Origin of the sequence: Variovorax sp. AB1(2024), assembly GCF_037482385.2 — a bacterium.
Lineage (GTDB): Bacteria > Pseudomonadota > Gammaproteobacteria > Burkholderiales > Burkholderiaceae_C > Variovorax.
The window spans coordinates 4,455,001-4,479,779 of the sequence record NZ_JBBHKP020000001.1 but is presented as its reverse complement, the minus strand read 5'-3'; the positions used below and the strand labels follow the sequence as shown (position 1 = coordinate 4,479,779).

Here is a 24,779-nt window from a genome sequence, read left to right as displayed (position 1 = left end):
CGGCTTGCGGGCGCGGCATGCGCGCTGGCCATAATCGGAGTCTTTCAATCCCCGAGGTGTTTCGTGAAGTCTCTTTTCTGTGCCGCTCTCGTGTCCGTCCTTGCCATCCCCGCCGCGTTCGCGCAGTCCGCGCCCGTGACCACGCCCAGCGGGCTGATCTACCAGTCGCTCAAGGAAGGCACGGGCGCTTCGCCCGCGGCCACCGACGTGGTCAAGGTGCATTACCGCGGCACCTTCCCCGACACCGGCAAGGAATTCGACAGCTCCTACAAGCGCGGCGAGCCGACCGAGTTCCCGCTCAACGGCGTGATCCCCTGCTGGACCGAAGGCGTGCAGAAGATGAAGCCCGGCGGCAAGGCCAAGCTGACCTGCCCGCCGTCCATCGCCTACGGCGCGCGCGGCGCCGGCGGCGTGATCCCGCCGAACGCCACGCTCAACTTCGAAGTCGAGCTGGTGTCGGTCAGCAAGCGCTGACGCGCTCGCGCCGGGCGCGGGTCGCTCAGATCTGCGCCATGCCGCCGTCGACGAACAGCTCGACGCCGTTCACGAAGCTGGCGTCGTCCGAGGCCAGGAACACCACGGCCTTGGCGATCTCGTCGGGCGTGCCAACGCGGCCCAGCGGAATGCCCTGGGCCTGCGACTCGACGAAGGCCTGCACCTGTTCCTTGTCGAGCCCCAGCAGGTCGTAGGCCGGCGTCGGCACCACGCCCGGGCTCACCGCATTCACGCGCATGCCCTTGTCCTTCAGGTCCACCGTCCAGCTGCGCGCGAAGCTGCGCACTGCGGCCTTGGTGGCGCTGTACACGCTGAAGGCCGGGTTGCCCTTGATGCTGGTGATCGACGCGTTGAGCACGATCGACGCGCCCTTGGGCATCAGCGGCAGCGCCTTCTGCACGGTGAAGAGCAGGCCGCGCACGTTGGTGTTGAAGATGCTGTCGAAGTGTTCTTCCGTGATCTGGCCCAGCGGCAGCAGGCTTCCGCCGCCCGCGTTGGCGAAAAGCACGTCGAGCCGGCCTTTCTCCTGCTTGATGGCGGCATAGAGGCGGTCGAGGTCATCGAGCTTCGACACGTCGCCGAGCACGCCGGTCACGTTGCGGCCGATGGCCTTGACGGCCGCGTCGAGCTCAGCCTTGCGGCGACCGGTGATGAACACATGCGCGCCTTCGGCCACGAAGCGCTGCGCGGTGGCCAGGCCGATGCCGCTGGTGCCGCCGGTGACGAGTGCGATCTTGCCTTCGAGCTTGAGAGTCATGATTTCCTTCTTCCTTGGTTCGTGTTGTGGACGCAGGGAAGTTTGGGCGCGACACCCTCGCGGACCAAGAGGCCTGGCGGGACTTGTTTGTTTCCTTATCGCCAACAATGCGCCGGCAGGTCAGCGCTGCGCCATGCCGCGCCTAGCCGGGCTGGTACTGGTACTGGTACAGCCAGGTTTCGGTCAGCGTCTGGTCGCCGACCTTCAGGTACATGCGCATGTCGACGGGCTCGTTGCCTTCGGGCGTGTAGTCGAACTGCGCGCGCCAGTGGCCCGGCACGCCGTTGGGCACGGCCTCGGCGAACACGTAGGAGAACTTGCCGCGCGGCGCCGTCAGCACCACCTCGGGCTTCACGCCGAAGGGCACGGTGGCCAGCGGCTGGCCGATGAACTCCACCATGAACTTGCGCACGCCCTGCGGGCGCGGCTGTCCCGGCTGGCCGCCGCGTCCGATGCGCGTGGCCACGCAGTGCGCGAGCGGCGAGGGAAACGGTTCCTGGTCGGTCCAGTGCAGGCGGTACTGCAGGCTGTAGCTCGCGCCCGCCTTGGCATCGGCCTTGGGCACCCAGAAGGCGACGATGTTGTCGTGGATCTCGTCGTCGGTCGGTATCTCGATGAGCTGCACCGAACCCTCGCCCCAGTCGCCCAGTGGCTCGATCCACAGGCTCGGGCGCTTCTCGTAGTTCACGCCGTCCTGGTAGTGGTCGAACACGCGGTCGCGCTGCAGCAGGCCGAAGCCGCGCGGCCTGGTGTCGGTGAAGGCCGAGGCGCGCGTCTGCGTCGGGTTGTTGAGCGGGCGCCAGATGCGCTCGCCAGCGCCGTTCCAGATCGCGAGGCCGTCGGAGTCGTGCACTTCGGGACGCCAGTCGATGGCGGTGGGCTTGTTGGTTTCCGAGTACCAGTACATCGAGGTGAGCGGCACCAGGCCCAGGCGGGCCACGTCGCGGCGCATGAAGAGGCGCGCGTCGATGTCCATGATGACGGCCTTGGTGCGCTGCATGACGAACTTGAACACGCCGGTGACGCTCGGCCCCTCGAGCAGCGCGTACACCGTCATCGATGTGGTGTTGCCGGCGGCCGGCGTCTCGAAATAGAAGCGCGTGAAGTTCGGAAACTCCTCGGGCTTGTCGGGCACCGCCACGTCCAGCGCTATGCCGCGTGCCGACAGGCCGTACTGGTACAGCTCGCCGATCGCGCGGAAGTACGAAGCGCCGAGGAAGGCGACCCAGTCGTTCTTCTGCCAGTCGAGCTTGCTCTGGTCGCCCAGGCGGCTTTCCTGCAGCCGGAAGCCCGCGAAGCCCGCGCCGGGCGGCAGCTGGTGCGCGGGGCTGTCGGCCGGCATCGAGAAGTAGTCGGGGCTGTAGAGCACTTCGCGCGCAAAGGCGTCGCCCCCGGCGTTTTCGAGCACGTGCATGCGCACCGGCGCCTGGAAGAAGCGGCCCAGGTGGAAGAAGGTGACCGGAAACGCCCCGGGGCCGTCGCGGAACAGGGCGTTGGCGGGGTCGAACTTGATCTTGCCGTGCGCGTCGTAGTCGATGCGGTCGAGCACTTCGGGAGCCAGCGGCGCGGCGGCCACGTAAGGCTGGGCGGCGAGCGCCTTGGCCTGCGCGACCAGGGCGTCGAACGAGAAGGGGGAGGGCTGGCTCAGTTGCAGGCCGTTGGCGGCAAGTGCCTCGGTGGGGAGGCCCAAGGCGGCGAGTGCGGCGGCGGCGCCACCGGCGGCAAGGAAGGATCGGCGATCAAGCATGTGGTTCTTGAGGGTTGCGAATCTCTGGGGGAAAAGAAAGGAAAGCGGCGGAAATGAATCGGCCATTTTCCGCGACCGGGAACAACCCCGAGCTTGACCCGGCACACGGCCGCCCCGCGTCAGCCATTCCGCGCAAACCGGGCCGGACAAGGCCGGGAATCCGGAAAATTGTGCTTTTATGTATCCGCGCCCCCAGTCTTGTCAGCGGGATCGGTGGCCTTCAGCGCATACACCGCATACAGGGGCACGCCGAGCAGCAGCATCACCATCGGCGCGAACAGCATGTAGGGCAGGCCGATGCCTTCCATCACCCGGTAGGTCGCGTCCAGCGCCAGCCGGGGGTGCGACTGCGTCAGCTCGGCCTCGCGGCGGATGCCCCAGTGAAACTCGGCGCCGGTGGTGCGCACCGACGGATGCTGCCTCGCGCGGCCCACGGCCAGCCAGCACATGGCGTCGAAGGCCAGCACCGAGCCCGCGGGCGCGCGTTCGCCGAATGTCGCGAACACCGCCTGCACCTGCTCGGGCTGCAAATACATCAGCACGCCCTCGGTGAACAGGAACACCGGCCGCGCGTTGCGCGTGCGCGGCAGGCCCAGTTGCTCCCACCAGTCGGGCGCGGTCAGGTCGAGCGTGCGCAGGTCATGGCGCTGGTTGGTTTCGGGGATCAGTTCGCGGCGCAGTTCGAGCACTTCGGGCAGGTCGGCGTCGGTCATGTGCGACTTGTCGTCGTCCAGCCACTGGAAGTAATGGCTCAGGCCGCAGCCCATGTTGACCACGCGGGCGCCGGGGTGCGCCTTCAGGAAGTCCTGCGCGAGGCTGCGGAAGCGGCGCGTGCGCGAGAGGATGCCGTAGATGGTGGCGCGGTCTTCGGGCAGCGCGCTGCCGTCGTCGCGGATCCGCTCGAGGATGCCGGCGGCATAGGCGTCGCGCACGGCCACCCGCGGAAACATCGCATCGCCCGAGGCTCGCGCGGCCAGGGGAATCCGCAGGGTGGAAGGCACGGCCGACAGGCGTCTGGCGGGTTTGCTGTGTGTCATGAATGCCCAGGAAAGACCGGACCCCAGTCTGGCCGCTCCGGCATCTATGGGCAAGTCAGTCTTTTGTTCAGGCGGACGGCTTGCCGCGCTGCCGCGCAAGATGGCGGTAGACCGTGCTGCGATGCACGCCGAGGCGCCGCGCCGCCCTGGAAACGTCGTGGTCGCAGGCCCTGAGCGCTTCGTCGATGGCATGGCGGGTGATGTCCAGCAGCGGGCCGGCCTGCGGTGCCGGGGCGGCTTCGGTGGCTGCATCCGTCGGCGGCGCGGCGGGCGCGCCGAACAGGTGGGCGGGCAGGGCGGCGGCAGTCACCGAATCGCCCGGGTCGGCCAGCGCGACCACCGCGCGCAGCGTGCTGCGCAGCTCGCGCACGTTGCCCGGCCAGCGGTAGGCGGCCAGCGCTTCGAGCGCATCGCTCTCCAGCCGCAGGTGCTTGTCGGCGCCGCCCGATTCGAGGAACAGCCGCGCGATCAGCGCGTGCCGGTCGGCGCGCCGGCTCAGCGGCGGCAACGCGACGGTGAAACCGGCCACGCGGTACATCAGGTCGGCCCGGAAGCGGCCGGCCTGCACCAGCGCCGGCAGGTCGCCGTGGGTGGCGCAGACCAGGTCGAAGTCCACCGACACGCCCTGGCCGCCACCCAGCGGCGTGACCACGCGTTCTTCCAGCACCCGCAGCAGCCGGGTCTGCAGCGCCAGCGGAATCTCCGCGATCTCGTCGAGGAACAGCACGCCGCCGTGCGCTTCGCGGATGCGGCCCGCCATGCCCTTGCGACGGGCGCCGGTGAAGGCGCCTTCGTCGTAGCCGAACAGCTCCGACTCGATCAGCGTCTCGGGCAGCGAGGCGCAGTCGACCGCCACGAACGGGCCGCCCGCGCGGCGGCTCGCGGCGTGCAGGCGGCGCGAGAACACTTCCTTGCCGCTGCCGGTCTCGCCGTTGACCAGCACCGACACGCCTTCGTTGAGCACGCGCACGGCCTTGTCGAGCAGCGGCAGCACGTCGTCAGCCGCCTGGGGCGCGTCGGCGCGCCGTGCCGCCGGCCGCGCGCCGCCCTGCGCGTTGGAGCGCTCCATCACGGTGGCGATCTGCCGCCCGCCGGGCAGCGTCAGCAGGCTGCGCCGGTGCTCCATGCGCGGCCAGTTCGGGCCGAGGAAGTCCCTGGCCTCCAGGTCGAGCAGGCCGTCCCATGAGCGGCCGAACAGTTCCAGCGCCACACGGTTGGCCGCCGCGATGCGTCCGCCCTCGATCACGATCAGACCCTCGCGCGCGGTGCCGATCAGCGCCGGCCGCGCATGGAAGCGCAGCACATGGCCCTGCGCCTCGGCCAGCAGCATGCGGTGCTCCACCTGCTGCGCGGCCATGCGCACTAAGCCCAGCGCATGCGTGTTCACGCGCACCGTCTCGCCCGAGATGTCGAGCGCGCCGGCCAGCTCGCCCCGGCCGGTGAATATGGGGGCGGCCGCGCAGCCCAGCGCGCCGTTCTGCGCCAGGTAGTGCTCGCCGCCCAGCACCATCAGCGCCTCGCGTTCCGCCAGCGCGGTGCCTATGGCGTTGGTGCCGCGGTTGTGTTCCGACCATTCCACGCCGGGCTGCAGCGCGATGCGCTCGGCCTTGGGCAGGAAGTCGGGGCTGCCGATCTCCTCCAGGATCAGCCCGCTGGCGTCCGACAGGATCACCACGCAGCCATTGCCTACTGCATGCTCGGCCAGCCCGTCGAGTTCGGGCTGCGCGCAGTCCAGCAGCCGCATCGACTGCTCGCGCCGCTCGCCCAGCAGGGCCAGCGCCATGGGGGCCGGGTCGATGTGCTGGTGGTCGACCGGACGGCTGCGCTGCCACGAGCGCGAGATGTGCGGCGCGATCCACGGTGCGGGGTCGCGGCCCTGCACGAAGAACAGGTCCCGGGCCTGTTCGACCCGGACCGATGGCCACTGCGCTTCGCTCATGCGTGTCTCCGGTTGTCTGCCGTTCGCGGTCTGTTCGCCTTGTGCGACATCCTAGTCGCTGTGTTCGCAGGAACATGTCGCAGATTGCGAATGAAAACCCGCTGCGAAGTGCGCCTGCCAGCGGGGAAGCACTCAGGGAATGTCCCGATCCCGGCGGGTACGTGGCTTGCTGATGTCCGTGCGGGTCGCCGCATGTCGCGGCGCCAACAGCAGCAAATGGAGACAACTCATGGACATGCTCGAACCAGGCAAATTCGGTACCGCGGTTCCGTTCAAGAAGCGCTACGGCAACTACATCGGCGGCGAATGGGTCTCGCCGGTGGAGAACCAGTACTTCGAGAACATCACGCCCGTCACCGGCAAGGTCTTCTGCGAAGTACCGCGTTCCACGGCGGCGGACATCGACCGCGCGCTCGACGCCGCGCACAAGGCCAAGGCCGCCTGGGGCCGCACCTCGACCACCGAGCGCGCCAACATCCTGAACAGGATCGCCGACCGCATGCAGGAAAACCTGCCCGTGCTCGCGGCCGCCGAGACCTGGGACAACGGCAAGCCGATCCGCGAGACCATGGCCGCCGACCTGCCGCTGGCGGTCGACCACTTCCGCTACTTCGCGTCGTGCATCCGCGCGCAGGAGGGCGGCATCAGCGAGATCGACCACGAAACCTTCGCGTACCACTTCCACGAGCCCATCGGCGTGGTCGGCCAGATCATTCCGTGGAACTTCCCGATCCTGATGGCGGTGTGGAAGCTGGCACCCGCGCTGGCGGCCGGCAACTGCGTGGTGCTGAAGCCGGCCGAGCAGACGCCGGTGTCGATCCTGGTGCTGATGGAGATCATCGGCGACCTGCTGCCGCCGGGCGTGCTGAACGTGGTGAACGGCTTCGGCGTGGAAGCGGGCAAGCCGCTGGCGTCGAGCAACCGCATCGGCAAGATCGCCTTCACCGGCGAAACCACCACCGGCCGGCTGATCTCGCAGTACGCGAGCCAGAACCTGATTCCCGTCACGCTGGAGCTGGGCGGCAAGTCGCCCAACATCTTCTTCGCCGACGTGATGGACCGCGACGACAGCTTCTTCGACAAGGCGCTCGAAGGCTTCGCGATGTTCGCGCTGAACCAGGGCGAGGTCTGCACCTGCCCGTCGCGCGCGTTGATCCAGGAGTCGATCTACGACCGCTTCATGGAACGTGCGCTCAAGCGCGTGGCGGCCATCAAGCAGGGCAGCCCGCTCGACATGGGCACGATGATCGGCGCGCAGGCCTCGAGCGAGCAGCTCGAGAAGATCCTGTCGTACCTGGACATCGGCAGGCAGGAAGGTGCCGAGGTGCTGATCGGCGGCGAGCGCGCCAGGCTCGAAGGCGACCTGGCCGACGGCTACTACGTGAAGCCGACCGTGTTCAGGGGCCACAACAAGATGCGCATCTTCCAGGAAGAAATCTTCGGCCCCGTGGTGTCGGTGACGACCTTCAAGGACGAGGAAGAAGCGCTCTCCATTGCCAACGACACGCTCTACGGCCTGGGCGCCGGCGTGTGGAGCCGCGACATGAACCGTGCCTTCCGCATGGGCAAGGGCATCCAGGCGGGCCGCGTGTGGACCAACTGCTACCACCACTATCCGGCGCATGCGGCCTTCGGCGGCTACAAGCAGTCGGGCATCGGGCGCGAGAACCACAAGATGATGCTCGACCACTACCAGCAGACCAAGAACCTGCTGGTGAGCTACAGCGAGAACAAGCTGGGCTTCTTCTGATGGCAGGCGATGTCCTGCGCGTCACCGCGAGCGATGCCGCGCTCGCGTTGATCGACAGGCTCGCCGCCAGGCACGGCCCGCTGATGTTCCACCAGTCGGGCGGCTGCTGCGACGGCAGCGCGCCGATGTGCTACGCCCAGGGCGAGTTCATCGTCGGCGACTACGACCGCCTGCTGGGGCACATCGGCGGCATGCCGTTCTACATCAGCGGGCCGCAGTTCGAGTACTGGCAGCACACGCAGCTGATCATCGACGTGGTGCCGGGGCGAGGCGGCATGTTCTCGCTGGAGGGGCCGGAGGGCGTGCGCTTCCTGACGCGCTCGCGGCTCTTCACGGACGAGGAATGGGCCGTGCTGGAGGCCGAGGAGGCGAGCGGGTCCGGTAGGGCGGCTGCGGGCTGAAGCCCGCAGCTAGTTCGAAGTTGCGAACAACTGCTTCACCAGCAGTTGCGTCGCCGGCGACAACGTTGCGCCCGCCTTCGTCGCCATCAGCAGCCGCCGCGTGGCCCATGCGTCGCGCAGCCGCACCACCTTCAAGTCGAGCGCCGCCACCTGCGCCTTGCATGCCGCGAGCGGCACCACGCCGATGCCGAGGTTGGCCGCGATCATGTGGCACATGGCGTCGAAGCTGCGCACCTGCACGCGCAGCCGCATCGGAACGCCGGCCTGCTCGGCCGCGCGCGACGTGAGTTCCAGCAGCGAGCTGCTGCGGTTCAGCCCGACGAATTCGTGCGCGAGGCAGGTCTTGAAGTCGACCTGCCTGGCTCGCGCGCGTGCCAGCGGGTGCTGCCTGGCGCACAGCACCACCAGCTCGTCGGTCTGGAAGGGGGCGACGTCGAGGCCGTAGGCGGGCGTGTTCTCGGCGAACACGCCGACGTCCGCCAAGCCGTCGACCAGCGCGCGCACGATGTCGCCGCTGAGCTGCTCCTCGACCTCGATGCGGATGTCGGGGTGCTGCGCAACGAATGTCGCGAGCGTGGTGGGCAGGAACTCGGTGAGCGCCGACATGTTGGCCCACAGCCGCACATGGCCGCGCACGCCGCTGGAGTAGTCGTTGAGCTCGTTGCTGAACTGCTCGAAACCCTGGAACAGGCGCATCGCATGCTGCATCGCCACATGGCCTGCGGGCGTGAGCGAAATGCCTTGCGCGCTGCGTTCGAGCAGTTTCGAGCCGGTGGCCGCTTCGAAATCTGAAAGCCTGCGGCTTGCCGCGGACAATGCGAGGTGGCATGCCTCCGCACCCTTGGTGATGCTGCCCGACTGCGCCACCGCGCAGAACAACCGCAGCGTGACGAAGTCGACGCGCGCGGGATTGATGGGAGTGGCCATCGGCGGATTCTAGAGAAGCAGAAACCGGGCCTTCGCGTTTCGCGAAGACCTGCTGCCATCACGGCAATTCCGCTCGGCGCGATCTGTTCCTAGAGTTGGGCCAACCCAACATGGAGACAGACGCGGACATGAATGCACTCGAAGGCCTGAAGGTGCTGGAGCTCGGCCAGCTGATTGCCGGTCCCTTTGCCGGCAAGACGCTGGCGGAGTTCGGCGCCGACGTGATCAAGGTCGAACCCGAAGGCACCGGCGATCCGCTGCGCAAGTGGCGGCTGCTGCGCGACGGCGGCTCGGTCTGGTGGGAGGTGCAATCGCGCAACAAGCGCTCGGTGTGCCTCGACCTGCGCAGCGCCGAAGGACAGGACGCGGTGCGCGCACTGGCTTGCGAGGCCGACGTGCTGATCGAGAACTTCAAGCCCGGCACGCTGGAGGGCTGGGGCCTGGGTTGGGAGCGCCTGCACGCGCTGAATCCGCGGCTCATCATGCTGCGCATCTCCGGCTACGGGCAGACCGGGCCGTATCGCGACAAGCCCGGCTTCGGCGTGCTCGGCGAATCGATGGGCGGGCTGCGCTACCTGAGCGGCGAGCCGGGGCGGGTGCCGGTGCGCGTGGGCGTCTCGCTGGGCGACACGCTGGCGGCGCTGCACGGCGTGATCGGCGTGCTCACGGCGCTGCACCACCGCACGGCGCACGGCGGGGAGGGGCAGTTCATCGACGTGGCGCTGTACGAGTCGGTGTTCAACGTGATGGAAAGCCTGCTGCCGGAGTACGACGCCTTCGGCGCGGTGCGCGAGCGCGCCGGCAGTGCGTTGCCCGGCATCGCACCGACCAACGCCTACCGCTGCAGCGACGGGCACTATGTGCTGGTGGCGGGCAACGGCGACAGCATTTTCCGGCGGCTGATGCGGGCCATCGGCCGCGCGGACCTGGAATGCGATCCGCAGCTCGCGCACAACGACGGCCGTGTCCTGCGGGTGGAAGAGATCGACGCCGCCATCGAGGCGTGGACGCTGCAGCGCAGCCGCGACGAAGTGCTGGCGGTGCTCGATGCAGCCGGCGTGCCGGTCGGCCGCATCTACACCGTGGCCGACATCGCGAGCGACCCGCAGTACCTGGCGCGCGGGATGATCGTCGAGTCGGCAACATCCGGCGGCGGCACGCTGAAGGTGCCCGGCGTGGTGCCCAAGCTCAGCGCGACGCCGGGGCGCATCGCGCATCCCGCGCCGCGCCTGGGCGAGCACAACGGCGACTTGCACTCAGGCGGCTGGCCTGCGCGCCGCGCGGAAAGCGAGGCCGCATGAAAAACGGCAACGGCACCCGGCTGCACATCAACGAGGTGGCCACGCGTGACGGCTTCCAGATGGAAAGCCGCTTCATTCCCACCGACGACAAGGTCGCGCTGATCGACCGGCTGGGCGGGCTGGGCTACGCGAAGATCGAAGTGACCTCGTTCACCTCGGCGAAAGCGATCCCGGCGCTGCGCGACGGCGAGGAGGTGATGCACCGCATCGCCCGCAGGCCCGGCGTGGTCTACACCGCGCTGGTGCCCAATCTGCGCGGCGCGGAGCGGGCGCTGGAAAGCCGCATCGACGAGTTCAACATCGTGATGTCGGTGAGCGAGACGCACAATTTGTCGAACCTGCGCATGACGCGGGAGCAGTCGTTCGCGCAACTGGCCGACGTGGTCGCGCTGGCGAAGCAGGCCGGCGTGCCGCTGAACGTGTCGCTCTCCTGCGCGTTCGGCTGTCCGATGGAAGGCGATGTGCCGGTGCCTTCGGTGCTCGGGTGGATCGATCGCTTTGCCGCGCTCGGCGTGCAGGGCGTGACGCTGTGCGACACCACCGGCATGGCCTATCCGACCCAGGTGCAGGCGCTGTGCGAGCGGGTCGTCGCGGACTGGCCGGCGCTGGACTGGACCGCTCATTTCCACAACACGCGCGGCATGGGTCTCGCGAACACGGTGGCGGCCGTCGAAGCGGGCATTCGCCGGCTCGACATGTCGCTCGGCGGCATCGGAGGCTGCCCCTACGCGCCGGGCGCGACCGGCAATGTCGCGACGGAAGACGTGGTCCACATGCTGCAGTGCATGGGCTACGAGACGGGCATGGACCTCGACGGACTGATTGCCGCGGCGGCCGAGCTGGCGTTGCTCGTGGCGCATGAATTGCCGAGCCAGGTTTCCCGGTCGGGACATCGCCTGACGCGGCACGCGCCACCCGCGCACAGGAGGAACTGAACCCATGATCGATCATCTGGACCACCTGGTGCTGACCACCGCGCACGAGGAAGACTGCATCCGCTTCTATGTCGACGTGATGGGCATGGCGCTCGAGAGCTTCGGCGCCGGGCGCAAGGCTTTCCGCTTCGGCAACCAGAAGATCAACCTGCACGTGAAGGGCCACGAGTTCGAACCCAAGGCGCAACTGCCGACCCCAGGCTCGCTGGACCTGTGCTTCATCGCCAGCGTGCCGCTCGACGTGGTGATGGCGCGGCTGGCGGACAAGGGCGTGCCGATTCTCGAGGGGCCGGTGATGCGCACGGGCGCCACTTCGCGCATCCGCTCGGTCTATGTGCGCGACCCCGACCTGAACCTGATCGAGATATCGGAACTCGCGGCCTGAAGGGGCGGGCTTCGAAGACAGCGGACAAGAAAACCACCGGAGACAGACGAACCATGCAAACCATTCGCCGCCTGCTCGCGGCCGGCCTCGTGCTGGCCGCTTCTGCCGCCAGCGCCGACACCTGGCCTTCCAGACCGATCACCTTCGTCGTTCCCACCGCGCCAGCCGGTTCCACCGACATCATGGCGCGGCTGGTCGGCGAGCCGCTGCAGCGCGCGCTGGGCCAGCCCGTGGTGGTCGACAACAAGCCGGGCGCCAGCGGCAACATCGGCGCCGAGTGGGTGGCGCGCGCCGCGCCCGACGGCTACACGCTGCTGATGCAGTACTCGGGCTACCACGTCGGCAACCCCTCGCTCTACCCGAACCTCAAGTGGAGCCCGACCAGGGACTTCGTGCCGGTGGCGATGGTGATGCGCGCGCCGCACGTGGTCGCGGTGAGCGGCAAGCTGCCTGTGAACTCGATGAAGGAGCTCATCGAGTACGGCAAGAAGAAGGAGGGCGGCCTGTTCTATGCATCTTCTGGCAACGGCTCGATCCAGCACATTGCGGGCGAACTGCTGTCGAGGCAGTCGAAGCAGGCGATGACGCACGTGCCGTACAAGGGCTCCGGGCCGGCCATCAACGACCTGATCTCGGGCAACGTCGACATGTTCATCACCACGCCACCGTCGGTAATCGGCCATTTCGCGACCGGGCGCATCAAGGCGCTGGCATACACGGGCAGCAAGCGGCATCCGTCGATGCCCGATGTGCCGACTTCGGCCGAGGCGGGCTTGCCCGGCTACGAGGTGGAGTCGTGGTTCGCGGTGTTCGCACCGGCGAAGACGCCGCCCGATGTGGTCGCCAGGCTGAGCGCGGAGATCAGGAAGATCGTGGAGAGCGAGTCCTTCCGCAAGAAGGTGGACGAGCAGGGCGCTTTCGCGACCTACATGGATTCGCCGACGCTCGCGAAGTTTGTCGACCACGAACTGGCCGCGTGGTCGAAGGTGATCAAGTCGGCGGACATCAAGCCGGACTGACGCAGCTTCGGCTAGAGCTTCACGCCGACGATCGACAGGATGATGGCGGAGAGCGTCAGCGCGACTGGCAGTTTCTGCGCGACGAGCGCATGCGCGCGCACGGCGGTGGCCTGCGTTTGCAGCAAGAGGCTTCGTTCGGAATGGATGCGTGTGGACATGTCAGGCTCCTGGGTTGATTGCGGGCTGTGTGCCTGCGTGGGTTCAACGATAGACCCGCGGGAGCGCGCCGGCGCGGCGCTTTCGTCGACACGGCGTTTCCGTTTTTGCAACGATCCCGGGGTCGCCTGGCTGAAACTTTTTTTTGCGGCTGCGGCTGCGGCTGCGGCTGCGGCTGCGGCGCCGGCACCTAACCCGCGATGAGCTTCTGCACCAGCTCCGCCGTGGTCGCGGCCGCGTACTTGCGCATCAGCCGCGCCCGGTGCAGTTCGACCGTGCGGTGGCTGATGCCCAGCGCCTTGCCGATTTCCTTGGAGGTCAGCCCGCGCATCACCTGCGCCGCCACCTCGCGTTCGCGTGGTGTGAGCTCGGCCTTCACCGCGCGGCGCGAGCCCAGGTCCTCGAAGGTCCAGATGCCGGCCTCGTGGGGGGCGGCGCGGTTCATCGCATGGCCGGTGACGTGGCACCAGAAGGTTTCGCCCGCGATCGCACCGTGCAGGCCGCCCAGGCGCTTCATCATGCGGTTGTCGGCGTAGTGCCCGCTGGCGTTCAGAAAGGGCTCCATGCGCTTGCCGATGCGCTCGAACTCAGCCACGCTGGGGTACAGGATGCTGAACGAATGCCCTACCAGTGCGGAGGGCGTTGCGCCAAAAATCTCGCATACGCGCACGTTGCAGGCCACGATGGTGCGGTTGCTCGAAACCACCATGCCGACGGGCGCGTGTTCAAAGGCCAGCCGGTAATCGATTTCGGGCATCGGGTGTCACCATTACGAAATACTACGTATGCGGGTAGGTAGTATCGTTCAAGGCTTTCCCACCCACTCTCCATTCATCCATCAAGGAGCCCGAGTGAACAAGATTTATCCCTCCGCGGACGCGGCACTCAAGGGGGTCGTCGCAGACGGGCAGATGCTCGCGGTCGGCGGCTTCGGCCTGTGCGGCATTCCCGAAGCGCTGATCGACGCGCTGAAGGATTCCGGCGTGCAGAACCTCACCGTCGTTTCGAACAACGCGGGCGTCGACGGTTTCGGCCTCGGCAAGCTGCTCGAAACGCGCCAGATCAAGAAAATGATCGCGTCCTACGTCGGCGAGAACAAGGAGTTCGAGCGCCAGTACCTCGCGGGCGAGCTGGCCCTCGAATTCACGCCCCAGGGCACGCTGGCCGAGAAGCTGCGCGCCGGCGGCGCGGGCATTCCGGCCTTCTTCACCAAGACCGGCGTCGGCACGCAAGTGGCCGAAGGCAAGGAACTGCGCGAGTTCGGCGGCGAGACCTACGTCATGGAACATTCGCTGGTGCCCGACGTGGCGCTGGTGAAGGCCGACGTGGCCGACAAGTCCGGCAACCTGCGCTTTCGCCTCACGGCGCGCAACTTCAACCCGGCCGCGGCCATGGCCGGCAAGATCTGCATCGTCGAGGTCGAGAAGATCGTGGAAGTGGGCGAACTGGCCCCCGACGACATCCACCTGCCGGGCATCTACGTGCACCGCATCGTGCTCAACGCCAACCCCGAGAAGCGCATCGAGAAGCGCACCGTGAGCGCCGCCGCGCCGGTGGACGCCGCGGCCGCCAAGGTCGAGGCCCAGGCCGTCATCGCGCAGGCCGCAGCCGGCAGCGAAGTGCCGGTGCCCACCGTGCCCGCCAACAAGAAAGAAGGAGCCTGAGATGCCCTGGACCCAAGACCAGATGGCGGCCCGCGCCGCCCAAGAACTCGAAGACGGCTTCTACGTCAACCTCGGCATCGGCATTCCCACGCTCGTGGCCAACCACACCGGCACCAAGGAAGTCTGGCTGCAGAGCGAGAACGGCATGCTCGGCATCGGCCCGTTCCCGACCGAGGACAACGTCGACGCGGACCTCATCAACGCCGGCAAGCAGACCGTGACCACGCTGCCCGGCTCGGCCATCTTCGGCAGCCATGACAGCTTCGCGATGATCCGCGGCGGCAAGATCAACCTGTCGATCCTGGGCGCGATGCAGGTCAGCACCAAGGGCGACCTCGCCAACTGGATGATCCCCGGCAAGATGGTCAAGGGCATGGGCGGTGCGATGGACCTCGTAGCCGGCGTGAAACGCGTGATCGTGCTGATGGAACACGTTGCCAAGAAGAAGGACGGCACCGAGGACCTGAAGATCCTCGAGAAGTGCACCTTGCCGCTGACCGGCGTGGGCGTGGTCGACCGCATCATCACCGACCTGGCCGTGATGGACGTGGTGCCCGAGGGCCTGAAGGTGGTCGAACTGGCGCCGGGCGTCACCTTCGACGCGCTGCAGGCCAAGACGGGCGCCAAGCTGATCCAGTAAGGGACTGGCGCAACGACTGCAAGAGGGCAGGGCAGCGGAAGCAGGCCCTGCCTTTTTGCCTTGGAGAACCGAAATGAATGCGAGCGAAGTTCTGGCCGGCATCTGGCGGCACGCGGGCCTGCCCGAGGAAGCCCTGTCGTTTGCGCGGCTCACCGGCGCCGACCCGGTGCTGCCATCGTCCTTCGCGGTCGGCACCGCGGCGCAGAGCACCATGGCAGCGGCGGCGCTGGCTGCCTGCGAGCTGGGGCACTTGCGCGGCACCGGGCGGCAGCAGGTCGGTGTCGACATGCTGCACGCGGCGCTGGAGTGCATCGGCTGGTTCAGCCTCGACGGGCAGGTGCCGGATCAGTGGGATGCGTTCTCGGGGCTCTATTGCTGCGCCGACGGATGGGTGCGCGTGCACGCGAACTTCGCGCATCACCGCGACGGCGCGCTGCGGCTGATGAAGCTCGATCCGGCCACGGCCACGCGCTCCGATGCGGAGGCTGCCATGGCCACATGGCGTGCCCGCGATTTCGAGGACGCGGCTGCCGCGGCAGGGCTGGTGGCGACGGCACTGCGGCGCTTCGACGAATGGGACGCCACGCCGCAAGGGCAGGCCGTCGCGGCGCAGCCCCTGTTCACCATCGAGCGCATCGGCGACACGCCGCCGCTCGTGCTGCCGCCGCTTCGCGAAGACGAACGGCCGCTGTCGGGCCTGCGCGTGCTCGACCTCACGCGCGTGCTGGCCGGCCCGGTGGGCGGACGCGCGCTCGCGGCCTACGGCGCCGATGTGATGCTCGTGAATTCACCGCATTTGCCGAACATCTCGGCGATCGCGGACACGAGCCGCGGCAAGCTGTCGGCGCATGCCGACCTGCGGACCGAGGAGGGCCGGGCGGCGCTGCAACGGCTGGTTGCCGACGCGCACGTGTTCGTGCAGGGCTATCGGCCGGGCGGGCTCGAAGCCCTGGGATTCGGACCGGCGGCGCTGGCAGAGCAGCGACCGGGCATCGTGTGCGTGTCGCTGAGCGCCTACGGCACGCAGGGCCCGTGGGCGAGCCGACGGGGTTTCGACTCGCTGGTGCAGACGGCGATGGGCTTCAACCACGCCGAAGGCGAGGCCGCCGGGGACGGCAAGCCCAAGCCGCTGCCCATGCAGATCCTCGACGAGGCCACCGGCTACCTGATCGCTTTCGGCGCCGCCGCGGCGCTGTGGCGGCAGCAGCGCGAAGGCGGCAGCTGGCAGGTGCGGGTGTCGCTGGCGCAGACGGGGCATTGGCTGCGCGGCCTGGGGCGCGTGCCGGGCGGGCTTTCCATCGCCAAGCCCGGCCTTGCGCCCTACGTCGAGACCACCGCCTCGGGCTTTGGTGAGCTGGCAGCGTTGCGCCATGGCGCGATGCTTCAGCGAACGCCCGCCGCGTGGCCGCGTCCCTCGATGCCACCGGGCAGCCATGCGGCGCGCTGGCCGGCCGTCATGCAATGAGTGCGAAACTGGTTGCATGGCCTATCTCGATATCGACAACCTTCAATCCGTTTTCCTCGACGACGACGCACTCGGCGCGCGTCATCTGCATCGTCAGCCCTGCGGCTTGCTGAACATCACGAGCGGCCGGATCGTGGCCTGTGATCCCCTGGTGCAGCCCGAGCGCGCAGCCTTCGTGCGCAGCGTGAACCGGCGCGGCGCATTTCCCGTCGAGGTGCTGCACGACAAGGGCCGCCATGCGCTGGCGGTGCTGTGGCTGGGCGAACGCGGCGGGCACCGGGTATCCGATCTGCGCTGGGAACCGGCGCTCCTCGAAGGGCAATCGCAGGATGCGCTCGGAGACGACGAGTTCTTCGGCTACCCCGTCGATGCCGGCGTGGGCTGCTTCATGGATGCCGATGCGGCAAAGGCCATGGCCGAGCGCGAGGCGCGCGAGTCCGAAAAATCTGTCCATTTCAACTATTACGACGACGTGCTCGCGGAGGAACTGGGCTCGGCCGACATCGCCAACCATTACCCGCAGGGGCAAGGCACCGCGAACAACATCGTGATCTTCAGCTCGGGCTGGGGCGACGGCAGCTACCCGAGTTTCTGGGCGCTCGATGCGGCCGGCGAACCCGTGGCACTGGTGACCGACTTCATGACGATGGCCGGCGGCGATGCGCGCGACGAGAACGACAAGCGCAGCGATGCCTACAAGGCCAGCCTGTCGCCGGAGAAGCTGGCTGCCCTCGATGCGCTGGGCGCGGCGGCCGTGGCAGGCGACTCGTCTCTCATCCGGTCGCTGCTCGGCGAAGGGCTCGCAGGCGCCAACGAGATCGTTCCGTCGTTGGGCGAAACCGCCATCACCAGCGCCATCCGCATGAACCGGCTCGAAGCGTTGCGCGTGCTGCTGGGCTCGATGCCGTCGCTGCCGATGCCGCCGCTGTTCTATACCGGGGACGAGGAGGAAAGCTACCTCGTCTACGCGCGCCGGCTCAAGAAGCCGCGCGTGCCGGGGCTGGTGGAACTGCTCGAAAAATCCGAAGCCGCCGCAGTTGCTACAGCTGCTGCCGAACCGGCTCCTGCGGGCAAGAGCCTCTGGAAGCGCCTTTTCTCCTGAGCCGTCAGGCGCCCAGCGCGGCGCGGACCTTGTCGCCCAGTCCGCGCAACCGCTCCACGGGTTCGTTGGAGAAGACGAAGCGCAGGTACTGCGCGCCATGCGTCTCGCCCCAGCCCTGCATCGCGGTGGCGCAGACGCGCGACTTCAACAGCCGCTCGGACAGCGTCTGCCCGTCGATGCCGAAGTCGCTCGCACGCAGCAGCAGCGACCAGCCGCCGGCCGGCACGCCGACCGGCAGCCCCTTGAGTTCGTCGAGCACCGTGTCGCGCCGGCGTTCCAGTTCGCTCACATACGGCGCAAGCGTGCGAGGCGATTGCTCCAGCGCCGTCGCCACCGCGTCCTGCGCGATGCCCACGGGCACCACCACGTTCGCGAGCGACACGGCCACGAGGTCGGGCATGTAACTCTCGGGCGCCACGGTCCAGCCCACGCGCCAGCCGATCATGCGCAGTTCCTTGGCCGACGAGCCGACGGTGATGGTGCGCTCGGCCATGCCCGGCAGGCCCGCGGGGTGGATCACCCGGCGGCCGTCGTACAGCAGCCGTTCCATGGCCGTGTCGAGGATCAGCGTCAGGTCGTGCCGCACGCACAGGTCGGCGATGGCGCGCCAGTCTTCCTCGTCGAAGCAGCCGCCGGTGGGCATCGACGGAGACATCAGCAGCATCACCCGCACGCGCGGGCCGACGGCGGCCTGGAGCGCGTCGCGGTCCAGCTTCCATTCGCCGCCGGGGGTGAAGCGAAAGGGCGCGTACTTCGGGGTGCCGCCGGCAAGGCGGATGCGATTGAGCAGCCCGGCGTAGGTCGGATCGGTCACCAGCACTTCGTCGCCGACCTCGACGGTGGCGAGCAGCGCGTTGAGGATGCCCGACAGCCCGCCGGCCGAGATCACGCAGTTGCGCGCGCCGCTGTACGCCACGCCCGACAGCGCCGACACGTGCCGGGCCGCCACGTCGCGCAACCGCGACTGGCCGACAAAGGGCAGGTAGCTGTTGTCCGAGTCTTCGGAGGCGGCGCGCACCGTGCGCGCGACGGCCTCGGGGTCGGGCGGGATGTCGACGTCGAGGTTTTCGAGCCGAAGGAACGGCGGGCCGTCGGCGTCATCGGCAATGGCGCCCATGCGATCGACGCCGATGCCGGCGATGTGGGTCAGGCGGGCGGGGCGGTGGCGAGGCATTCCGGTCTCCTTGCTGTTCACGGCGGGGAGCCGCCAGCATGGCACAACCCGGGCCGTCAGGCTGCGGTGCCGGGCGGACTGTCCAGCAGCAATTGGGCCCGATGCGCCTCGGCGGTCTGCCGCAGGAATTCCCAGGTCGCCTGCATCCGCACGAGGTGCTTGGTTTCCGCGGGCATCGACATCCAGAAGGTCCGCGTGAAGTTCGCCTGCCCGGGCAGCACGGGCTGCAGCGCGCCGTCTTTCTCGGCGATGAAGGCCGGCAGCACCGCAATGCCCGCGCCCGCCGCCACCGCGCTGTGCTGCGCGAGCACGCTGGTGCTGCGCAGCGCGAAGCTGTCGGGGCGGTGGAGCTCGTCGAGGTATTGCAGCTCCTTGCTGAACAGCAGGTCGTCCACATAGCTGATGAAGGTGTGGCCGCGCAGGTCTTCGCGCGTCTTGATCGGCTTGTGCGCCGACAGGTACTGCTTCGATGCGTAGAGCCGCAGCGTGTAGTCGGTGAGCTTGGTGACGACCACCGGGCCGCGCGCCGGTCGTTCGAGCGAGATCACGATGTCGGCCTCGCGCCGCGACAGGTGCACCAGCCGCGGCATGGCCAGTAGATCGATGGTCAGGCGCGGGTGCTGCACCGCGAACAGGGCCAGGCGCGGCGCCAGCACCACGGTGCCGAAGCCCTCGGTGGCGCCGATGCGCACCAGGCCCGACAGGCCTTCCTGCGAGGCAGGCGCGGTGCTTTCCACGGCCTGGAAGGCGCTTTCCATTGCCTCGACCTGAGGCTGCAGCCGCCGGCCTGCCTCGGTGAGCCGGTGGCCGCCCGCTTCACGCGAGAAAAGCGGGGCGCCGACCTCTTTCTCCAGCGCCTGGATGCGGCGCGCCACCGTGGTGTGGTCGACCTCGAGCCGGCGCGCGGCGCTCATGAGCGTGCCCGAGCGGGCGAGTTCCAGGAAGTAGCGAAGGTTGTCCCAATCCATCTGCTTGCTTGCCCTCGGGTTGATGCTCTGCAAATTTGCAAAGCCTTGGCGCATTTTTGTCTATTGTCATGGCAAATCTGCAAAGCTAGGATGTTGCTCTGCACCGGCCGGGCCGGCACCGAATTCACAGGATCACAGGAGACAAAACCCCCATGGACGCCACCACCACCCCGTCGACCCAGGTCGCCACCGTCAAGCTGCTCATTGGCGGCAAGCTGGTCGAATCCAAGACCACCGAATGGCGCGACGTCGTCAACCCGGCCACGCAGCAGGTGCTGGCCCGCGTGCCCTTCGCGACCCCGGCCGAACTGGACGCCGCAGTGGCCTCCGCCAAGGAAGCATTCAAGACCTGGCGCAAGACCCCCATCGGCACGCGTGCCCGCATCTTCCTGAAGCTGCAGCAGCTCATCCGCGAGAACATGGGCGAGCTGGCCGCCATCCTCACCGCCGAACAGGGCAAGACGCTGCCCGACGCCGAGGGCGACGTGTTCCGCGGCCTCGAGGTGGTGGAGCACGCATCGAACATCGGCAACCTGCAGCTCGGCGAACTGGCCAACAACGTGGCCAACGGTGTCGACACCTACACGCTGCTGCAGCCGCTGGGCGTGTGCGCCGGCATCACGCCGTTCAACTTCCCGGCCATGATTCCGCTGTGGATGTTCCCCATGGCCATCGTCACCGGCAACACCTTCGTGCTGAAGCCCTCCGAGCAGGATCCCATGGTCACCATGCGCCTGTGCGAACTGGCGCTCGAAGCCGGCATTCCGCCCGGCGTGCTGAACGTGGTGCACGGCGGCGAAGCCATCGTCAACGGCATCTGCGACCACAAGGACATCAAGGCGATCAGCTTCGTCGGCTCGACCAAGGTCGGCACGCACGTCTACAACCGCGCCACGCTGGCCGGCAAGCGCGCGCAATGCATGATGGGCGCGAAGAACCACGCCATCGTCATGCCCGACGCCAACAAGGAGCAGACGCTCAATGCACTGGCCGGTGCGAGCTTCGGTGCCGCGGGCCAGCGCTGCATGGCCGTGTCGGTGGCGGTGCTGGTGGGCGAGGCGCGCAACTGGGTGCCCGAACTCATCGAAAAGGCGAAGACGCTGAAGATCGGCGCCGGCACCGAGAAGGGCGTGGACGTGGGGCCGCTGGTGTCGTGCGCCGCCTACGACCGTGTGAACAACCTGATCGAGCGCGGCGAGGCCGACGGCGCCAAGCTGGTGCTCGACGGCCGCAAGCCCACCGTGCCGGGCTATGAGAAGGGCAACTTCGTGGGCCCGACGATCTTCACCGGCGTGAAGCCGGGCATGACGATCTATGACCAGGAAATCTTTGGCCCGGTGCTGTGCATTGCCGATGCCGAGTCCATCGACGAGGCCATCGACCTGATCAACAGCAACCCGAACGGCAACGGCACGGCGATCTTCACGCAGTCGGGCGCCGCGGCACGCCGCTTCCAGGAAGACATCGACGTGGGCCAGGTCGGCATCAACGTGCCGATCCCGGTGCCGGTGCCGATGTTCTCGTTCACCGGTTCGCGCGCCTCCAAGCTCGGCGACCTGGGTCCGTACGGCAAGCAGGTCATCATGTTCTACACGCAGACCAAGACCGTGACGGCACGCTGGTTCGACGACAGCACCGTCTCGCACGGCGTCAACACCACCATCAGCCTCAAATGAGGCACAGGCTTCGCGTCGCGGCCTGGGGCGCGGTGGCGGCGGTCGCATTGCTGCTCTCGGGCGGGGCGCAGGCGGCCGGCCAGGACGAGCCGCTCGACTGCAACCCGAACGGAAACCAGCAGCAGATGAACGACTGCGCGGTGCGCGACTTTCGTGCGGCCGATGCCGCGCTCAGCATCCGCTACGGCGAGGTGATGAAGACGCTCTCGCCGCAGCTGCGCGTCGCGCTGCGCAACGAGCAGCGGACGTGGCTCAAGGGGCGCGATCCCGCTTGCAAGCGTGCCGCAAAGGCGAGCGAAGGTGGCTCCATCTGGCCGTTGGTGTTCAACGCATGCCTGGAGAAATCGACCCGCAAACGGACCGCCGAACTGGACCGCTGGAAGGGTCGCGAACAATGAATTTCGAACTGTCCGAAGAACAGAACGCCTTTGCGCAGACTGCGCGCGACTTTGCACAGGCCGAGTTCGCGCCGCATGCGGCGCAGTGGGACGCGCAATCCATCTTTCCGAAGGAGGCCATCGCCAAGGCTGGCGAACTGGGCTTCTGCGGTTTGTATGCGCCCGAGCGCATCGGCGGCCTCGGCCTGCCGCGGCTCGATGCGGCGCTGGTGTTCGAGGAGATGGCCGCGGTCGACCCGTCGACCACGGCTTTCATCACCATCCACAACATGGCGACGTGGATGCTCGGCACCTGGGCTACCGACGAGGTCGCGAAGCACTGGGGCGAAGAGCTGACGACCGGGCGCAAGTTGGCGTCCTACTGCCTCACCGAGCCGGGCGCCGGGTCGGATGCGGGTTCGCTCAAGACGCGCGCGGAATTGCAGGGCGCCGAATACGTCATCAACGGCGGCAAGGCCTTCATCTCCGGCGCGGGGTCGACCCACGTGCTGGTGCTGATGGCGCGCACGGGCGGCGCGGGCGCGAGCGGCATCTCGGCCTTTGCGGTGCCGGCCGATGCGCCCGGCATCAGCTACGGCAAGAAGGAGCACAAGATGGGCTGGAACAGCCAGCCCACGCGCACCATCAGTTTCGACAACGTGCGCATTCCCGCGCAGAACCTGCTGGGCAAGGAGGGCGAAGGCTTTCGCATTGCCATGAAGGGGCTGGACGGCGGGCGCATCAACATCGCGACTTGCTCGGTGGGGGCGGCGCAGGGAGCGCTCGACGCGGCGCGGCGCTATCTGCATGAGCGCCAGCAGTTCGGCAAGCCGCTCGCGAGCTTCCAGGCGCTGCAGTTCAAGCTCGCCGACATGGCGACGGAACTGGTCGCGGCGCGGCAGATGGTTCGGCTGGCGGCATCGAAGCTCGACGCGGGCCATGCCGACGCGAGCACCTATTGCGCGATGGCGAAGCGCTTTGCGACAGATGCCGGGTTCAACGTCTGCAACGACGCGCTGCAACTGCACGGCGGCTACGGCTACCTGAGCGAGTTTCCGCTGGAGCGCCTGGTGCGCGACGCGCGCGTGCACCAGATCCTCGAAGGCACCAACGAGATCATGCGCGTGATCGTTGCGCGAAAATTGCTGGAGGGCGACAGCGATATCCGCTGAGCGTGCCGTATCCGGAACCTGAAAAAACAATGACCGACAACGTAGTTCTCTTCGACGAAATCAAGACCGCCGGCGGCCAGCGCTTTGCCGTGGCCACGCTCAATGCGCCGGCGTCGCTCAATGCGCTGTCCGTGGACATGGTGCGCCTGCTGACGCCCAAGCTGCGCGAATGGGCGCGGGATGACGGCATCGTCGGCGTGCTGCTTCAGGCTGCTGGCGAAAAGGCGTTCTGCGCCGGCGGCGACCTGCGCCAGCTCTACCAGACGCTGCTGGACTGCGGCCCCGCGCGCAACACCTATGCCGAAGACTTCTTCCGTGAAGAGTACGAGCTCGATTACCTGATCCACACATTCCCCAAGCCCTTCCTGTGCTGGGGCCACGGCATCGTGATGGGCGGCGGCGTGGGCTTGCTGGCCGGCGCGTCGCACCGTGTGATGACGCTGCAAAGCCGCATCGCCATGCCCGAGATCAACATCGGCCTGTATCCCGACGTGGGCGGCAGCTGGTTCCTGCGCCGCACGCCGGGACGCACGGGGCTCTTCCTGGCGCTCACGGCCGCGAACATCAACGCAGCAGACACCATCTTCTGCGGGCTGGCCGACGTGCTGGTGCCGCAGGAGCGCAAGGGCGACGTGATCGAGGCCATCGCTTCCACCCGGTGGGCTGGCGAGGGCAAGGCCGATCGCGCAACGCTGTCGCGCATTCTTGCCAGGGCGGGCGAGGGCGCGGAGATGCCGGCGTCGAAGGTGCGCGAGCACTACGACACCATCAATGCGCTGATGGCGGGTGAAGACCTGCTTGACATCGCCAAGCGCCTGCGCGATCTGCAGAGCGACGACGCCTGGCTGCAGACCGCTGCGAAAACCTTTGCCAAGGGCGCGCCAAGCTCCGCGGCCCTGAGCTTCGAATTGTGGCAGCGCGTGCCGCGCATGTCGCTGGCCGAGGTGTTCCGGCTCGAATACTGGGCGTCGCTGGGTTTCTGCGCTCAAAAGGACTTTGCGGAAGGTATCCGGGCCGTGCTGGTCGACAAGGACCGCAATCCGCGCTGGAGCCCGGCCACGCTCGAAGAAATCACGCCTGCCTTCGTCGAAGACCATCTGCGCCCGCGCGGCGAGATGCCGGCCGAGCTGGCATCGCTGGTCTGAGCCGGCCCCATCCACACATATATAGAACAACGGAGACAAGACACATGAAGATCGCTTTCATCGGACTCGGCAACATGGGCGGCCCGATGGCCATGAACCTGCTCAAGGCCGGCCATACGCTCAGCGCTTTCGATCTCTCGGCCGAAGCCTGCAAGAAGTTCGGCGCTGAAGGGTTGCCGATTGCCTCTTCGGCAGCCGAGACGGTGGCCGACGCGGAGGTCGTCATCAGCATGCTGCCGGCGAGCGCGCATGTCGAAGGCTTGTTCCTTGGCGGGGCGGGCAAGCCTGGGCTGCTCGAGAGCATCAAGGCCGGTACGCTGGTGATCGACAGCAGCACCATTGCCGCCGCGACATCGCGCAAGGTGGCTGAAGCTGCGGCAGCCAAGGGCGTAGCGATGATCGACGCACCTGTGTCGGGTGGCACGGGCGGTGCGATTGCCGGGACGCTGACCTTCATGGTCGGCGGCGAGACCAAGGACCTGGAGCGTGCGCGCCCGGTGCTCGAGAAGATGGGGGCGAACATCTTTCATGCCGGCGCTGCCGGTGC

The 24,779-nt window shown here is 67.9% G+C and carries 25 protein-coding genes (1 of these 25 running past the window's edge); 16 read left to right on the top strand and 9 right to left on the bottom strand.

Annotated features, from left to right (window positions below; translation table 11 throughout):
• Positions 1 to 63 precede the first annotated feature (63 nt).
• On the top strand, positions 64 to 474 hold the full coding sequence (locus tag WIX39_RS20945; protein WP_081267093.1) for an FKBP-type peptidyl-prolyl cis-trans isomerase: 411 nt from the start codon (positions 64 to 66) through the stop codon (positions 472 to 474).
• Between the two features lie 25 nt (positions 475 to 499).
• Here WIX39_RS20945 and WIX39_RS20940 read toward each other — a convergent pair whose 3' ends face one another.
• From WIX39_RS20940 to WIX39_RS20925, 4 genes are all read right to left on the bottom strand, one after another.
• The gene (locus WIX39_RS20940; RefSeq protein ID WP_409195755.1) at positions 500 to 1,252 is read right to left on the bottom strand and encodes a glucose 1-dehydrogenase; all 753 of its coding nucleotides are present in this window, start codon (positions 1,250 to 1,252) and stop codon (positions 500 to 502) included.
• 142 nt (positions 1,253 to 1,394) lie between these two features.
• A complete protein-coding gene (locus WIX39_RS20935; RefSeq protein WP_409195754.1) occupies positions 1,395 to 2,999 on the bottom strand; it encodes a glucan biosynthesis protein in 1,605 nt (534 codons plus the stop codon).
• 176 nt (positions 3,000 to 3,175) lie between these two features.
• Positions 3,176 to 4,036 carry a class I SAM-dependent methyltransferase gene (locus WIX39_RS20930; RefSeq protein ID WP_409195753.1) on the bottom strand — a complete coding sequence of 287 codons (861 nt, stop codon included), beginning with the start codon at positions 4,034 to 4,036 and terminating at the stop codon, positions 3,176 to 3,178.
• A 67-nt stretch (positions 4,037 to 4,103) separates the two neighbouring features.
• A complete protein-coding gene (locus WIX39_RS20925) occupies positions 4,104 to 5,975 on the bottom strand; it encodes a sigma-54-dependent Fis family transcriptional regulator (RefSeq protein ID WP_409195752.1) in 1,872 nt (623 codons plus the stop codon).
• A gap of 229 nt (positions 5,976 to 6,204) precedes the next feature.
• Here WIX39_RS20925 and adh point away from each other — a divergent pair, with 229 nt between their 5' ends.
• Together adh and WIX39_RS20915 are read left to right on the top strand one after the other, a co-directional pair.
• Positions 6,205 to 7,725 (top strand): aldehyde dehydrogenase, encoded by a 1,521-nt coding sequence (adh, locus tag WIX39_RS20920; RefSeq protein WP_409195751.1) that lies wholly within the window; start codon positions 6,205 to 6,207, stop codon positions 7,723 to 7,725.
• Entirely contained in the window at positions 7,725 to 8,126 is a 402-nt protein-coding gene (locus WIX39_RS20915) for a DUF779 domain-containing protein (protein ID WP_285414802.1), read from the top strand. Before adh ends, WIX39_RS20915 begins: the two co-directional genes overlap by 1 nt.
• Positions 8,127 to 8,135: 9 nt before the next feature.
• On the opposite strand, the gene WIX39_RS20910 is transcribed toward WIX39_RS20915, so the two are convergent.
• On the bottom strand, positions 8,136 to 9,053 hold the full coding sequence (locus WIX39_RS20910; RefSeq protein ID WP_409195750.1) for a LysR family transcriptional regulator: 918 nt from the start codon (positions 9,051 to 9,053) through the stop codon (positions 8,136 to 8,138).
• A gap of 128 nt (positions 9,054 to 9,181) precedes the next feature.
• On the opposite strand from WIX39_RS20910, the gene WIX39_RS20905 reads away from it, so the two are divergent.
• Genes WIX39_RS20905 through WIX39_RS20890 form a run of 4 tightly spaced genes read left to right on the top strand, consistent with a single transcriptional unit; the run spans position 9,182 to position 12,693 of the window.
• Positions 9,182 to 10,354: a CaiB/BaiF CoA transferase family protein gene (locus WIX39_RS20905; protein WP_106937409.1), complete on the top strand. Its 1,173-nt coding sequence runs from the start codon at positions 9,182 to 9,184 to the stop codon at positions 10,352 to 10,354.
• A complete protein-coding gene (locus tag WIX39_RS20900) occupies positions 10,351 to 11,289 on the top strand; it encodes a hydroxymethylglutaryl-CoA lyase (protein WP_106934086.1) in 939 nt (312 codons plus the stop codon). The genes WIX39_RS20905 and WIX39_RS20900 overlap by 4 nt, the downstream gene beginning before the upstream one ends.
• A 4-nt stretch (positions 11,290 to 11,293) precedes the next feature.
• On the top strand, positions 11,294 to 11,674 hold the full coding sequence (locus tag WIX39_RS20895) for a VOC family protein (protein WP_106934087.1): 381 nt from the start codon (positions 11,294 to 11,296) through the stop codon (positions 11,672 to 11,674).
• Positions 11,675 to 11,727: 53 nt separating this feature from the next.
• Entirely contained in the window at positions 11,728 to 12,693 is a 966-nt protein-coding gene (locus tag WIX39_RS20890; RefSeq protein WP_106934088.1) for a Bug family tripartite tricarboxylate transporter substrate binding protein, read from the top strand.
• Positions 12,694 to 12,704: 11 nt separating this feature from the next.
• On the opposite strand, the gene WIX39_RS20885 is transcribed toward WIX39_RS20890, so the two are convergent.
• Complete coding sequence (locus tag WIX39_RS20885; RefSeq protein ID WP_172839808.1) at positions 12,705 to 12,851, bottom strand: hypothetical protein; 147 nt, start codon at positions 12,849 to 12,851, stop codon at positions 12,705 to 12,707.
• A 188-nt stretch (positions 12,852 to 13,039) separates the two neighbouring features.
• Positions 13,040 to 13,606 (bottom strand): LuxR C-terminal-related transcriptional regulator, encoded by a 567-nt coding sequence (locus WIX39_RS20880; protein WP_081267103.1) that lies wholly within the window; start codon positions 13,604 to 13,606, stop codon positions 13,040 to 13,042.
• A gap of 94 nt (positions 13,607 to 13,700) precedes the next feature.
• Between WIX39_RS20880 and WIX39_RS20875 the strand changes: the two genes are divergently transcribed.
• The 4 genes from WIX39_RS20875 (at position 13,701) to WIX39_RS20860 (ending at position 17,720) form a co-directional block, all read left to right on the top strand.
• Positions 13,701 to 14,513, top strand: a complete 813-nt coding sequence (locus tag WIX39_RS20875; protein WP_081267104.1) for a CoA transferase subunit A — start codon at positions 13,701 to 13,703, stop codon at positions 14,511 to 14,513.
• Between the two features lies 1 nt (position 14,514).
• A complete protein-coding gene (locus tag WIX39_RS20870) occupies positions 14,515 to 15,153 on the top strand; it encodes a 3-oxoacid CoA-transferase subunit B (RefSeq protein WP_081267105.1) in 639 nt (212 codons plus the stop codon).
• Between the two features lie 73 nt (positions 15,154 to 15,226).
• Complete coding sequence (locus WIX39_RS20865; protein ID WP_106934089.1) at positions 15,227 to 16,618, top strand: CoA transferase; 1,392 nt, start codon at positions 15,227 to 15,229, stop codon at positions 16,616 to 16,618.
• A gap of 16 nt (positions 16,619 to 16,634) precedes the next feature.
• Complete coding sequence (locus tag WIX39_RS20860) at positions 16,635 to 17,720, top strand: DUF4241 domain-containing protein (protein WP_409195749.1); 1,086 nt, start codon at positions 16,635 to 16,637, stop codon at positions 17,718 to 17,720.
• A 4-nt stretch (positions 17,721 to 17,724) separates the two neighbouring features.
• Here WIX39_RS20860 and WIX39_RS20855 read toward each other — a convergent pair whose 3' ends face one another.
• Both WIX39_RS20855 and WIX39_RS20850 read right to left on the bottom strand, forming a co-directional pair.
• Positions 17,725 to 18,894, bottom strand: a complete 1,170-nt coding sequence (locus WIX39_RS20855; RefSeq protein WP_409195748.1) for a pyridoxal phosphate-dependent aminotransferase — start codon at positions 18,892 to 18,894, stop codon at positions 17,725 to 17,727.
• Positions 18,895 to 18,950: 56 nt separating this feature from the next.
• On the bottom strand, positions 18,951 to 19,862 hold the full coding sequence (locus WIX39_RS20850; protein WP_285414793.1) for a LysR family transcriptional regulator: 912 nt from the start codon (positions 19,860 to 19,862) through the stop codon (positions 18,951 to 18,953).
• A gap of 152 nt (positions 19,863 to 20,014) precedes the next feature.
• Between WIX39_RS20850 and WIX39_RS20845 the strand changes: the two genes are divergently transcribed.
• The 5 genes in view from WIX39_RS20845 to mmsB are tightly spaced (at most 44 nt apart) and all read left to right on the top strand, a layout consistent with a single transcriptional unit that may run on beyond the window.
• Entirely contained in the window at positions 20,015 to 21,538 is a 1,524-nt protein-coding gene (locus WIX39_RS20845) for a CoA-acylating methylmalonate-semialdehyde dehydrogenase (RefSeq protein ID WP_409195747.1), read from the top strand.
• A complete protein-coding gene (locus WIX39_RS20840) occupies positions 21,535 to 21,936 on the top strand; it encodes a lysozyme inhibitor LprI family protein (RefSeq protein ID WP_409195746.1) in 402 nt (133 codons plus the stop codon). Before WIX39_RS20845 ends, WIX39_RS20840 begins: the two co-directional genes overlap by 4 nt.
• Entirely contained in the window at positions 21,933 to 23,087 is a 1,155-nt protein-coding gene (locus tag WIX39_RS20835) for an acyl-CoA dehydrogenase family protein (RefSeq protein WP_409195745.1), read from the top strand. The genes WIX39_RS20840 and WIX39_RS20835 overlap by 4 nt, the downstream gene beginning before the upstream one ends.
• 29 nt (positions 23,088 to 23,116) lie before the next feature.
• Entirely contained in the window at positions 23,117 to 24,232 is a 1,116-nt protein-coding gene (locus WIX39_RS20830; protein WP_106934094.1) for an enoyl-CoA hydratase/isomerase family protein, read from the top strand.
• 44 nt (positions 24,233 to 24,276) lie between these two features.
• Positions 24,277 to 24,779: the 5' portion of a 3-hydroxyisobutyrate dehydrogenase gene (mmsB, locus tag WIX39_RS20825; protein WP_081267112.1), read on the top strand. It continues 391 nt past the right edge of the window; only the first 503 of its 894 coding nucleotides appear in the window; the start codon lies at positions 24,277 to 24,279; its stop codon lies off the right edge, out of view.

Excerpts from the sequence above, each read along its gene's own strand:
- WIX39_RS20940 (WP_409195755.1), bottom strand. The coding sequence starts at position 1,252 with ATGACTCTCAAGCTCGAAGGCAAGATCGCACTCGTCACCGGCGGCACC.
- WIX39_RS20935 (WP_409195754.1), bottom strand. The coding sequence starts at position 2,999 with ATGCTTGATCGCCGATCCTTCCTTGCCGCCGGTGGCGCCGCCGCCGCA.
- WIX39_RS20930 (WP_409195753.1), bottom strand. The coding sequence starts at position 4,036 with ATGACACACAGCAAACCCGCCAGACGCCTGTCGGCCGTGCCTTCCACC.
- WIX39_RS20925 (WP_409195752.1), bottom strand. The coding sequence starts at position 5,975 with ATGAGCGAAGCGCAGTGGCCATCGGTCCGGGTCGAACAGGCCCGGGAC.
- adh (WP_409195751.1), top strand. The coding sequence starts at position 6,205 with ATGGACATGCTCGAACCAGGCAAATTCGGTACCGCGGTTCCGTTCAAG.
- WIX39_RS20915 (WP_285414802.1), top strand. The coding sequence starts at position 7,725 with ATGGCAGGCGATGTCCTGCGCGTCACCGCGAGCGATGCCGCGCTCGCG.
- WIX39_RS20910 (WP_409195750.1), bottom strand. The coding sequence starts at position 9,053 with ATGGCCACTCCCATCAATCCCGCGCGCGTCGACTTCGTCACGCTGCGG.
- WIX39_RS20905 (WP_106937409.1), top strand. The coding sequence starts at position 9,182 with ATGAATGCACTCGAAGGCCTGAAGGTGCTGGAGCTCGGCCAGCTGATT.
- WIX39_RS20900 (WP_106934086.1), top strand. The coding sequence starts at position 10,351 with ATGAAAAACGGCAACGGCACCCGGCTGCACATCAACGAGGTGGCCACG.
- WIX39_RS20895 (WP_106934087.1), top strand. The coding sequence starts at position 11,294 with ATGATCGATCATCTGGACCACCTGGTGCTGACCACCGCGCACGAGGAA.
- WIX39_RS20890 (WP_106934088.1), top strand. The coding sequence starts at position 11,728 with ATGCAAACCATTCGCCGCCTGCTCGCGGCCGGCCTCGTGCTGGCCGCT.
- WIX39_RS20885 (WP_172839808.1), bottom strand. The coding sequence starts at position 12,851 with ATGTCCACACGCATCCATTCCGAACGAAGCCTCTTGCTGCAAACGCAG.
- WIX39_RS20880 (WP_081267103.1), bottom strand. The coding sequence starts at position 13,606 with ATGCCCGAAATCGATTACCGGCTGGCCTTTGAACACGCGCCCGTCGGC.
- WIX39_RS20870 (WP_081267105.1), top strand. The coding sequence starts at position 14,515 with ATGCCCTGGACCCAAGACCAGATGGCGGCCCGCGCCGCCCAAGAACTC.
- WIX39_RS20865 (WP_106934089.1), top strand. The coding sequence starts at position 15,227 with ATGAATGCGAGCGAAGTTCTGGCCGGCATCTGGCGGCACGCGGGCCTG.
- WIX39_RS20860 (WP_409195749.1), top strand. The coding sequence starts at position 16,635 with ATGGCCTATCTCGATATCGACAACCTTCAATCCGTTTTCCTCGACGAC.
- WIX39_RS20855 (WP_409195748.1), bottom strand. The coding sequence starts at position 18,894 with ATGCCTCGCCACCGCCCCGCCCGCCTGACCCACATCGCCGGCATCGGC.
- WIX39_RS20850 (WP_285414793.1), bottom strand. The coding sequence starts at position 19,862 with ATGGATTGGGACAACCTTCGCTACTTCCTGGAACTCGCCCGCTCGGGC.
- WIX39_RS20845 (WP_409195747.1), top strand. The coding sequence starts at position 20,015 with ATGGACGCCACCACCACCCCGTCGACCCAGGTCGCCACCGTCAAGCTG.
- WIX39_RS20840 (WP_409195746.1), top strand. The coding sequence starts at position 21,535 with ATGAGGCACAGGCTTCGCGTCGCGGCCTGGGGCGCGGTGGCGGCGGTC.
- WIX39_RS20835 (WP_409195745.1), top strand. The coding sequence starts at position 21,933 with ATGAATTTCGAACTGTCCGAAGAACAGAACGCCTTTGCGCAGACTGCG.
- WIX39_RS20830 (WP_106934094.1), top strand. The coding sequence starts at position 23,117 with ATGACCGACAACGTAGTTCTCTTCGACGAAATCAAGACCGCCGGCGGC.